The organism is Chryseobacterium sp., from assembly GCF_041914225.1.
Lineage (GTDB): Bacteria > Bacteroidota > Bacteroidia > Flavobacteriales > Weeksellaceae > Chryseobacterium.
In genome coordinates, this window is the sequence record NZ_JAYSDT010000101.1 from 1 (window position 1) to 3,730 (window position 3,730).

Sequence of the window (3,730 nt, forward strand, 5' to 3'; positions counted from 1 at the left end):
TTTTTAAAAGGTTCTTATAACGAATTCAGACATAAAGTTGAATGGCCAAAATGGGCTGACCTTCAGTCTTCTACAATTGTAGTGACTATTGCGACAGTGATTCTGGCTTTATTTACCTTTGGAGTTGATGAATTGTTTTCAAAAGCAATCAGCAACATAATAGGAATGTTAATCAACTTGTTTAATTAACAAAAAAGTATTTTCCCATAATGAGCGAATTGAAATGGTATGTGCTGAAAGCTATCAGCGGACAGGAAAATAAAGTGAAAAACTATATTGAGACAGAAATCAAACGTCTAGGGTTTGAGCAGTACGTTACTCAAGTGGTTATTCCCATGGAAAAGGTGATCCAGATTAGAAACGGTAAAAAAGTTCCTAAAGAAAGACCTTACTATCCTGGCTACTTAATGATCGAAGCTGATCTGATGGGAGAAATTCCTCACGTTATCAAGAATATCCCTGGAGTTATTTCTTTCTTAAGCTTAACAAAAGGAGGTGATCCTGTTCCAATGAGAAAATCAGAGGTTAACAGAATGCTTGGAAGAATGGATGAACTTTCTGAATTTGCAAGTGATGTTGAAATTCCTTATGTAGTAGGTGAAAACGTTAAAGTAATCGATGGACCTTTCAACGGATTCAATGGTACAGTGGAGAAAATTCTTGAAGACAAAAAGAAAATTGAAGTTTCTGTATTGATCTTCGGTAGAAAAACTCCAATGGAACTAAGCTACATGCAAGTAGAAAAAGTATAATATTATTTTATAAAATATAAAAAAGACTGCTATTAAGCGGTCTTTTTTCATTTATGGCTTTCCGGCATTTCTGCAAATGCGGATTAGGTTAAAGCAATATGATACGGTGGGGTACACATGTAAAAAGTCAATGAGGTCTACCAAGTCTTTGCTTCCTGAAATACAATACAGCAAACGGGATCCCTTTGCATGAAATTCAAGCATTAGACATTTCTATTTCTACAGCTTTTAAGATTGAATCAAAAATTCCAAAATTCTATTAATTCATAATAAAATATTGGTATTTAATTTTCATAATTTTTCCCTATTGTTAGAGTTTTTTTAAGTTTATCAAGATTATTTTAACGATGTTTTAAATTCAGAACCCTGTTAACTGCTTCTAAAGAATCGTTTGCCTTAATAGTTTAATCACTGTTACGTGATCATATTTGTTTTTTCAGTGGAGATCTTTTTCAGATCGTCTAATTTAATTTCGGATGGCATGTTTCTTGCAACCAAGGTGTTAACTAATCCATTAATTTTATATTTTTTTATTTCATACACTGATTACAGTTGTAGTGGGATCTTATGTTTTGAAGCATGAGATATAAAAAATGGGCTGGTTAAAAACACAAGTTTTATATAAACACATAACCCAATGACAAAAATTATTTCGATGATCACTCTGGTGAGTACATCTGTGTTCGCAAGCGCGCAGGTTGGAATCAATACTACGACACCGGAAAAGGAACTTACCGTAAACGGTACGATGAAGACATCAGGAATTGTTTTCAAGCAGCCTATGGAAAAACTGAAAGCGGATGAGAACTACACTTTCATTATCAAATCTCCGGCTCCGGAAAACAAAATAACAGCGTACAATGACTCTTTTGTACCTAATTCACCGGCTCCCATTAATCTTATTCAGTTCAAGATTACGTGTGATCCTGCAGATAAAGACTGGGTGAATCAGTTTGATACAAAAATCAATTCTAAAAAATTTCTGGTAGTCATTTCTTCTTTTGGTTTTACACAGCCTACAAGAACGTTTTCTGCCAACTGGCTTACTCCTGTACCTCAGATTTTTGCCTATTCTTCAGGAGGGACATGGAAGCTGAAGGCAGACTATCATGGATTCTCGCCGGATTCATCACTTCCGACAGGGGTTTGGACACTGAACCTGTTAGTATTTGACAGATCATATGCCAAGGATTTCAATTCTACACAAGACCTTAATGCTTCAGGAACAGGTGCTGCTGCAACTCCATTAATTCAATAGAAACATAAATTATGAAAAAAATTATTGCGATACTCTTTACGGGTTTTGCTGCATTAGGCATAAACGCCCAAGTAGGAATCAATACAGCAACACCGAAAGGAACTCTTGATGTGGAAGGGGAAACATTGGTAGAGTCCTATTTAATAGATACGGAAAATACGAAGGCAGCAGGAAACTACCTTCTTCTTACCCGTTCAAAAGACAGTTCACCGGTAGGTAAAGTTAAGCTGCTGGATATATCGCTTCGTAATGTGGCGCCTGTAAATATGTATAATGTTGTATTGAAAAATGTAAGACAGGATGAAGTAGTGAATCTCAATACAGGATTGGATGCGAGTAAATATGTTGTGGCTATTACAGGTGCTGTCTTTACAGAAGCGGTTTCTGCAGCAAATATGACGACAAATCCAAAATCGTATGGATCTTATTCCACAGAAATTACTCAGGTAACCAGTGGAGGTAAAAGCTACCATGCTATTAATTTAGCTTTTAAAGGAGCCGGAACTGTTTCATCTCAAAACGGTACATGGACGCTTACTTTAAATGTCTTTGAAAAGTCATTAGTTAAAGACTGGGGAACTTTCAACGGTTCTGTTTCAGCATCAGCTTCACCTGGCTACTCAGGAGTTTCCACCAACACACCTTTAGGACTTCAATAAAAAGCTATGAAAAGAAAAATTTATATCACAATAATCATGTGCCTGGGATTGTTTATGAATGCCCAGCAGGGAAAGGTAGGAATAAATACAGCAAATCCTACAGAAACACTTGATGTTAATGGTAAAACCTATACCAATTCCTTATATCTGAGAAATCCGGGAGAACCTACGATGTCAGGAGGAAGCTTTCTGGCAACTTCAGAAAACGCATTGCAGCTGTATGACCCAACTTTGGAAAGCAGCGGATTGTTTAATTACCTTAAACTTACCCTTACCGGAGTACCGGGTACAGGAATTGAAGATTATGACACAAAGATAGATGCCAACAATTTTCTTGTTGTACTTCATAATTATTCATTCAAGCTGAATGACGGAACTACCAGTGTAATGCTTGATTACGGAGACAATGGTATTAATGATAACAAGCAGGGATCCCCTAATGTTGTTGCATTCAAAAGTAACGGAACATGGCATATCAGAGCAAAGTTTACAGACAGAAGAATTATTGCTATGAATGCATCCACTCCTTCAAGAACTTACAACAACTTTACTGTTGATCTGTATCTGATGGCATATAAAAGATTAATTGAGAAACAGAATATCAATGATATCAATGCTGATCTGGGAGGAAATGACGGTTCTACCCAAACGATTAACAAACCTTCAGGTTTTTAACAGATTTTCCTGTCAGAATATATAAAACGGCTATTTAAAAAGTAAATAGCCGTTTTTATTTTTATTGCTCGGATAATTTTAAAATACTTCAGAATTTATTTCACAGGATAACAAGTATTTTTATAAAACTTTTTAAAAATCAGTAATTTCCATTTGCTATTTCAAAAATATTTTATACTTTTGCAGTCCAAAAAGTAGGTTTGTCATAGGTGAGTACGATAACCTACTGAATAATAAATGCTTCCAAACTCATTAATTATTCAAATTTAAAAAACAAACAATGGCTAAGAAAGTCTTTAAAATGGTAAAGCTTCAGGTGAAAGGTGGCGCAGCTAACCCTTCTCCACCAGTAGGTCCAGCATTGGGTTCTGCAGGTGTGAACATCA

Annotated in this window: 5 protein-coding genes and 1 pseudogene; all 6 read left to right on the forward strand. The window is 35.6% G+C overall.

The genetic code is table 11. The features are described from left to right. Nucleotides 1-189, forward strand: a 189-nt coding sequence (gene secE, locus ACE3RB_RS19785; protein WP_374465781.1) for a preprotein translocase subunit SecE, incomplete at its 5' end; no start/stop codon positions are given. A gap of 20 nt (nt 190-209) precedes the next feature. Next, nucleotides 210-752, forward strand: coding sequence for a transcription termination/antitermination protein NusG (gene nusG / locus ACE3RB_RS19790; protein ID WP_002976412.1), 543 nt, complete (start codon nt 210-212; stop codon nt 750-752). Nucleotides 753-1,389: 637 nt separating this feature from the next. Continuing rightward, the gene (locus tag ACE3RB_RS19795) at nt 1,390-2,010 is read left to right on the forward strand and encodes a hypothetical protein (RefSeq protein WP_374465782.1); all 621 of its coding nucleotides are present in this window, start codon (nt 1,390-1,392) and stop codon (nt 2,008-2,010) included. A gap of 11 nt (nt 2,011-2,021) precedes the next feature. Then, nucleotides 2,022-2,669, forward strand: coding sequence for a hypothetical protein (locus ACE3RB_RS19800; protein WP_374465783.1), 648 nt, complete (start codon nt 2,022-2,024; stop codon nt 2,667-2,669). Nucleotides 2,670-2,675: 6 nt separating this feature from the next. Beyond that, nucleotides 2,676-3,344, forward strand: a complete 669-nt coding sequence (locus ACE3RB_RS19805) for a hypothetical protein (protein WP_374465784.1) — start codon at nt 2,676-2,678, stop codon at nt 3,342-3,344. Nucleotides 3,345-3,624: 280 nt separating this feature from the next. Then, a pseudogene (locus ACE3RB_RS19810) lies at nt 3,625-3,730 on the forward strand (50S ribosomal protein L11); the annotation flags it as partial.